Here is a 5,923-nt window from a genome sequence, read left to right on the forward strand (position 1 = left end):
GGGCTGCGTCGATCCCGTGAAATAGGCGCAAACCAGAATCGGCGCGCGCCCCGGCGGGAAAATGATCCCGATATCGTTGCGGGTTCCGTTGTCGCCCGAGCCGGTCTTGTCGGCGATGCGCCAATCCCGGGGCAATCCCGCTTTCAGCCGGTTGGCGCCGGTGGTGCTGGCCGCCATGGTGTTGATCAGCCAGGTGCGCGAGACGGGCGTCAGCACGTCCCCGACCAGCACTTTCTGCAAATTCCGCAGCATCGCGTCGGGCGTGGTGGTGTCGCGCGGATCGCCCGGCACGGCGCTGTTGAGGTCGGGTTCGATGCGATCGAGCCGGCTTTCGCTATCGCCGAGCGAGCGGGCGAACGCGGTCCATCCTGCCGGTCCGCCGATGGTCTGCAGCAACAGATTGGCGGCGGTGTTGTCGCTGACGAGAAGGATCGCTTCCATCAGCGCGCCGATGCTGAGCGCTTCATGCTGCTCGGTGATCGGCGAATGGGCGACGAGTGCGCTTTTGCCGTAATAGAGCTTGCGCTCGGCCAATTCGTGGCCGCCATCAATCTGGTGCAGCACCGCCGCCGCCAGCAGCAGCTTGAAAGTGGAACACAGCGGAAAGCGTTCGTCGGCCCGCTGGCGCAGCGTCTTGCCGCTGGCGGTGTCGAGCGCCGCGACGCCCAGGCGCCCGTCCGGGGGCGGGCCCGCCGCCGCCGGCAGGGTGAGAAGGCCGGCACAAACCGTTCGCCGCGTCAGCATTGGTTCTCCTCCACGATCTGAGGTTAAATCCGCCCATGCGAGTCGTCGAGTGTCCGTCTCCCAACCACGATGCGCGCCCCGGCGGCGTCGACATGCTGGTGCTGCATTATACCGGCATGCAGACAGGCACCGCGGCGCTGGCCCGCATGTGCGACGCAGCGGCCGAAGTCTCGGCGCATTACATGATCGACGAGGACGGCACCGTCTATCACCTGGTGCCGGAAGAGCGCCGCGCCTGGCACGCCGGGGTGTCGTTCTGGGCGGGAGTGCCGTCGGTCAATGCCCGCTCCATCGGCATCGAACTCGTCAATCCCGGCCACGAATGGGGCTACCGCGCCTTTCCGGCGCCGCAGATCGAGGCGCTGATGGCGCTGTCGCACGCCATTCTGGCGCGCCATCCGATTCCGGCGTGTCATGTCCTCGGCCATTCCGACGTCGCGCCCGACCGCAAGACCGATCCCGGCGAATTGTTTCCCTGGCAAAGATTGGCAGAGAACGGCATCGGGCTGTGGCCGGCGCCGCGCGATAGCAAAAACGATATCGCCACCATGCTCGCCGCCTTCGGTTATGGCGTTCCGCCGCAGGCGCCGCTTGCAAGCGTAATCACGGCGTTTCAGCGCCACTTCCGCCCGTCATGCATCGACGGCGTAGCCGATGCCCAATGTGCGGCGATACTCGCCGGATTGCTGGCCGTTTAGGGTCGACATCCTGCAACGGAGGGGATTGATGAAAACGATCGGCCTGATCGGCGGGATGAGCTGGGAATCCACCGTCACCTATTACCGCCTGATCAACGCGGCCGTACAGCAGCGCCTTGGCGGCGTCCATTCAGCGCGCATCCTGATGCACTCGTTCGATTTCGCCGACATCGCCCAGTTGCAGCGCGCTGGCGACTGGACCGAATGCGACGCGACGCTGGCGCGGGCCGGCTCGGGCTTGGTGAAGGCGGGCGCCGATGTCCTCCTCATCTGCACCAACACCATGCATCTGTGCGCTCCGGCGCTGGAAAAGGCGGCCGGCGTCCCTGTGCTGCACATTGCCGATCCGCTGGGCGAGGCGATCGTGGCGGCGGGGCTGAGGCGCGTCGGCCTGATCGGCACCAAGTTCACCATGGAGCGCCCCGACGTGTTGACGGGGCGGCTGAAGACCCGCTTCGATCTCGACATCCTGACGCCGGATGGCGCCGACGCCGACGACATCCATCGCGTCATCTTCGAGGAGTTGTGCCGCGGCCAGTTCCTCGCAGCCTCGCGGGCGCGCTTGCGTGCCATCATGGCGGGGCTGGTGGCGCGCGGCGCCGCAGCCATCGTGCTCGGTTGCACCGAGATTCCGCTGCTGGTCTCGGCAGGCGATGCCAGCGTGCCGCTGTTCGATACCACTGCGCTTCACGCCGGCGCCGCGGCGGCGTTTGCACTTGAGGGATGATGAAAACGGCCGTCCTGATCGGCGGCCTGAGCTGGCAAGCGAGCGCAGTCTATTACAAGCTGCTCAATCTGGCCGTGCCGGGGCGGCTTGCACGGCCCGGCTCGCCGCCAACGGGCTGCAGGTGGTGATTCCGTCCACCGCCGGGCGTGCAGTTATCCACAAGACGATCCTCGACGAGTTGGTGCTGGGCCGGATTGTCGAGAAATCCCGCGACGCCTGCCGCAACATCATTGCGCGGCTGGTTCACGATGAAGGCACCCAAGGCGTAATTCTCGGCTGCACCGAACTTCCGCTGCTGCGCAGCGCCGGCGATGGCGCCGTTCGGCTCTACGACACGACGCGTTTGCACGCTTTGGCGGCAGTGGCGGCGGCGTACGGTTAACGCGGCATCGAAACCACAGCCCGCGACGACTGAAGCAATTAATCCGGGAGAAGGCTTCTTCCTGTCGTAAATATTGTGTTAAAATTTCCGCGTAGATCGTGCGGAGGGCGCTATGCCCAAAGAGGACAACCTCGTTGATCCGGGAGTCGATGTGCAGGTCATCTCGGTCCCGGCCGGCGTCCCCGGCGGTCAGATCAGCATTCCTTCTCCGTCTGGCGCCGGCAATGGCGTCGTGGTGATGCCGCTGCCGCAAGTCGGGGCGATGCAGGGCGCACAAGGACCGGCCGTGATCCTGATCACGGTGGGCGGGAAGAAAGAAGAAAAGAGCGAGAAGAAATCGTCGAGCGTGTTCCAGAGGCTCTAGCCGACGAGGGGCGGGGGACATGACCACTTGGCAATGGATATGGATTGGGCTCGCGGCGGCGACGCTAGTGTTGGGTGTGTGGGGGTACTTCATGTTTGGGTTCGGCTGGTTGGGCAACAGGTACGCGGCGCCCAAGCGTGACATGCGCACGACCTGGAAAGTGGTTCAGCTCGGCGGTCCGCTGCCCGAGGGTGTCGGCCTTCCCGGCACCGTGAAATTCGGCGTGATCATCTCCACCAATGCGATGCTGCAATACGCGCAGACGTTGCTGTTCTGCCCGCTGTTCGATGGCGTCGACGAGAAAACGCAGAAGCCGCTGGCGGTGCTGCCATGGCACGTCCAGGTGGAAATTCGCCAGGAGCCGGACAAGCAGTTCGCCGAAGTGCCCTATGGGCGCAAATACGTGTCGACCAAGATCGTGCTGCCGATCGGCCATAACGAGATCGACACCGACGGTCTCGAGCGCGGTTATCTCGACGAACACAGCCGGGCGCTGGTCGCCAAGAAGCTTTCGCTGTGGATGCCGCCGTTCGCCAAGTTTCACGGCTGATCGCCGCTGGCGTCGACCGAACCGTTCCTCTAGAGTCACGCCGCGTCAGATGGCCGGATGGCCGCTCGCTTGCGTGGCTGTGTGACGTCGGGCTTGCCCGGCGAAACCCAAAGCGCGCAGGCGGGAGGAAAGTCCGGGCTCCACGGAAACACGGTGACGGATAACATCCGCCGGGGGCGACCCCAGGGATAGCGCCACAGAAAATATACCGCCGATCCGCCGCTCTTTCGGGGGCGCGGAGGTGAGGTTGAAATGGTGCGGTAAGAGCGCACCGCGGGCCCGGCAACGGGAACGGCACGGCAAGCCCCACCGGGAGCAAGACCAAATAGGGATGGCACGTAACCCGTTTCCGGGTAGCCGTCCGGGTAGGTCGCGTGAGGCGATGGGCAACCATCGTCCCAGAGGAATGGCCATCCAGCCGTCGCAAGACGGCGGACAGAACCCGGCTTACAGGCCGTCTGACGCTTTTACTTTTTGCAGGACGCGAAGAATTTCTGGCGGAACGCCGCCAGCGCCGCCGGATCGAGATGCGTCTGCTTGCGTAAGAAATAGCTGTTGTAGAGCCGGTTGAAGCAGGCGTTGATGGCTTCGCCGGGCGATCCGGGCTGGACCTCGAGTGGTTTTCCGGGGGCGCCGTTGCCAGTGTACCACTCGCCGGTCAGCGTCAACGACAGGCGCCGTTCCTTGCCGGCGGAAAGGTCCCATTCCATGTCGTTCCTGGCGACGCAGGAAATCGCGCCAAAATTGAGATTCTGATAAGCACCGGTCAACGCCTCGGTCGGCTCGGCGATCATGTAATAGGGCGGGATGTCGGAGGAATAGAGGAGCTTGTCGCCTTTCACACGCGCCGATGCGAGGCCGCCGACGCAGCGATCGCCGCCGGTAATGAATTTCTTCAGCCGTAGCGAGTCGCCCTGCCGCTCGACAATGCTGAGGCCATCGAAGATCCCGGTGCCACCGCCGCTCCATTGGGTCTGAAGCAGGAATTGACTGCCGTTATTGGCGAGCACGCTGTAAGAGGCGAAGACTGGATGGGGTGAAGTCTCGTCAATTCCGTCGGCATTGACGCTGCCGTTTTTGACGGTCGGGCGGTGATACGTCTTCTTGGCCTCGGCGGTGCAGGTCTTCAGATCAATCGTGTCGCCTTCTTTCGTTTCGCCGCTGTCGAGGCAGCCGGGATGGATCGGTGCGCCGCGATAGGTGAACATCTTTTCGGGCGCGACGGTGCTCCACACCGGTCCCGCTGCACACGAGGTGGTCAGGAACACAAAAGCCAAGCCGACTTGGAACGGGCGCATGAAGAGGCTCCGGAAGTTGCGGCGTCCACTGTAGGGGCGGCGGTCCCATCCGCTGAGTGGACATTTCGGCCACTTCTGCCACGGCGCCGGACAACCGCGACTGGGAGACCTCTGGTGCGGTCGCGCCACCACGGTGATCCGGTTCGAGAATCCGACACAGGGCCTGGGGGTTACGATGCCTTTACCGGCCGCCACAGGGTCTCGCGCGACCTTGCCGACTGGCGCGCAACAATATTCTGCGAATAACTCTTAAAATCCCTCCAGAAATGTATTGGCGCGCGCCCCCCGGACTGATAGGAGTCCATCACAGTATCAATCGATGGGGTGTTCAGAGGGCCGAGCGCTGGGGCGTCCGGCCCTCGGCTTTTGGGGCTGCCCTTTGCGCCAGGGCGAGATCTGCGTCAGCGCATATGGAACACCGAGACGCCCAGTTTGCCGTTGGTGATTTCGGCTTTTCGCCAGGTGGAATTGTCGTTGAGCGACACCCAGCGGCGTTCCTCGGCGCGGTAGTGCCAATCCTTGTCGCGCTGGAAGAACACCTGCACACCTTTGCCTTCGATGATGTTGAGAATGGAAAGGTCGTGGCTGTTGCGCTCGTCGAAATCGGTGGAGGCGTTCTGGCCCATCTCGGAATAGATTTCGTTGAGTTCCAGCAGGCCCGCGTTCACGAAATCGTCGAGCGGGCGGACGTTGAGCCCGATGCGTTCGGCTTCGCGGATGGTGATCGGATAGGAGTGCGAGGGAAAGCTGGCGTTCAGCGTGTTGGAGATTTCCTCGGCGCGTTTGCGGTCTTTCAGGTGATACGAAAGGATGTCGACGCACAGCCGGGTTGACAGCGCGCTGGCCCGATCGACGGCGCCGATCACCAGCGGATGGACGTGGCGGTAGAGCTCTCCGTACGGATTATCGCCGTCCTTGCCGGCCTGTTCGCGCCATAGCCGCACCACGCGCGACAGCTCGTCCTGGCTGACCTTGACGCGATCGTTGTCGCGGTCGATCGGCGACAAATCGTGGGTCAGTGAGGTATCGACGGCGGAAAGCTGCGCCAGCGGACCCATCAGGATCTTGTCGGCGCCGAGCGCCAGCATGGTCGCCGCGCTCTCGCATTCGAGCGGCACCAGCACGGTGAGCTGGTCGGTGAACTGGCGCAGCAGGTGCAC

The 5,923-nt window shown here is 63.9% G+C and carries 8 protein-coding genes and 1 other RNA gene; 6 read left to right on the top strand and 3 right to left on the bottom strand.

Annotation, left to right across the window (positions count from 1 at the left end; translation table 11 throughout):
* The coding region (gene bla, locus AC1P6P_RS06730) for a class A beta-lactamase (protein ID WP_481401666.1) at positions 1-744 on the bottom strand (744 nt) is incomplete at its 3' end.
* A 35-nt stretch (positions 745-779) separates the two neighbouring features.
* On the opposite strand from bla, the gene AC1P6P_RS06735 reads away from it, so the two are divergent.
* The 6 genes from AC1P6P_RS06735 to rnpB all read left to right on the top strand — a co-directional run bounded on the left by AC1P6P_RS06735 (position 780) and on the right by rnpB (position 3,931).
* Entirely contained in the window at positions 780-1,442 is a 663-nt protein-coding gene (locus AC1P6P_RS06735; protein WP_481401667.1) for an N-acetylmuramoyl-L-alanine amidase, read from the top strand.
* Between the two features lie 28 nt (positions 1,443-1,470).
* Entirely contained in the window at positions 1,471-2,169 is a 699-nt protein-coding gene (locus AC1P6P_RS06740; RefSeq protein WP_481401668.1) for an aspartate/glutamate racemase family protein, read from the top strand.
* Positions 2,159-2,551 carry an aspartate/glutamate racemase family protein gene (locus AC1P6P_RS06745; protein WP_481401669.1) on the top strand — a complete coding sequence of 131 codons (393 nt, stop codon included), beginning with the start codon at positions 2,159-2,161 and terminating at the stop codon, positions 2,549-2,551. The genes AC1P6P_RS06740 and AC1P6P_RS06745 overlap by 11 nt, the downstream gene beginning before the upstream one ends.
* Positions 2,552-2,663: 112 nt before the next feature.
* On the top strand, positions 2,664-2,915 hold the full coding sequence (locus AC1P6P_RS06750; protein WP_481401670.1) for a hypothetical protein: 252 nt from the start codon (positions 2,664-2,666) through the stop codon (positions 2,913-2,915).
* A 142-nt stretch (positions 2,916-3,057) separates the two neighbouring features.
* Complete coding sequence (locus AC1P6P_RS06755) at positions 3,058-3,465, top strand: hypothetical protein (RefSeq protein ID WP_481401671.1); 408 nt, start codon at positions 3,058-3,060, stop codon at positions 3,463-3,465.
* A 45-nt stretch (positions 3,466-3,510) separates the two neighbouring features.
* Positions 3,511-3,931: RNase P RNA component class A (gene rnpB / locus AC1P6P_RS06760), an RNA gene on the top strand.
* Between the two features lies 1 nt (position 3,932).
* Here the strand turns inward: rnpB and AC1P6P_RS06765 are convergent.
* Both AC1P6P_RS06765 and AC1P6P_RS06770 read right to left on the bottom strand, forming a co-directional pair.
* Positions 3,933-4,763, bottom strand: a complete 831-nt coding sequence (locus AC1P6P_RS06765; protein WP_481401672.1) for a hypothetical protein — start codon at positions 4,761-4,763, stop codon at positions 3,933-3,935.
* 401 nt (positions 4,764-5,164) lie between these two features.
* Positions 5,165-5,923 (bottom strand): hypothetical protein (locus tag AC1P6P_RS06770; protein WP_481401673.1); only part of this gene is annotated, 759 nt, incomplete at its 5' end.

The sequence above is a fragment of the Rhizomicrobium sp. genome, from assembly GCF_056722145.1.

What these genes read in the sequence shown, in the direction of transcription:
- AC1P6P_RS06735 (WP_481401667.1), top strand. Translation starts at nt 780, where the DNA reads ATGCGAGTCGTCGAGTGTCCGTCTCCCAACCACGATGCGCGCCCCGGC.
- AC1P6P_RS06740 (WP_481401668.1), top strand. Translation starts at nt 1,471, where the DNA reads ATGAAAACGATCGGCCTGATCGGCGGGATGAGCTGGGAATCCACCGTC.
- AC1P6P_RS06750 (WP_481401670.1), top strand. Translation starts at nt 2,664, where the DNA reads ATGCCCAAAGAGGACAACCTCGTTGATCCGGGAGTCGATGTGCAGGTC.
- AC1P6P_RS06755 (WP_481401671.1), top strand. Translation starts at nt 3,058, where the DNA reads ATGCGCACGACCTGGAAAGTGGTTCAGCTCGGCGGTCCGCTGCCCGAG.
- AC1P6P_RS06765 (WP_481401672.1), bottom strand. Translation starts at nt 4,763, where the DNA reads ATGCGCCCGTTCCAAGTCGGCTTGGCTTTTGTGTTCCTGACCACCTCG.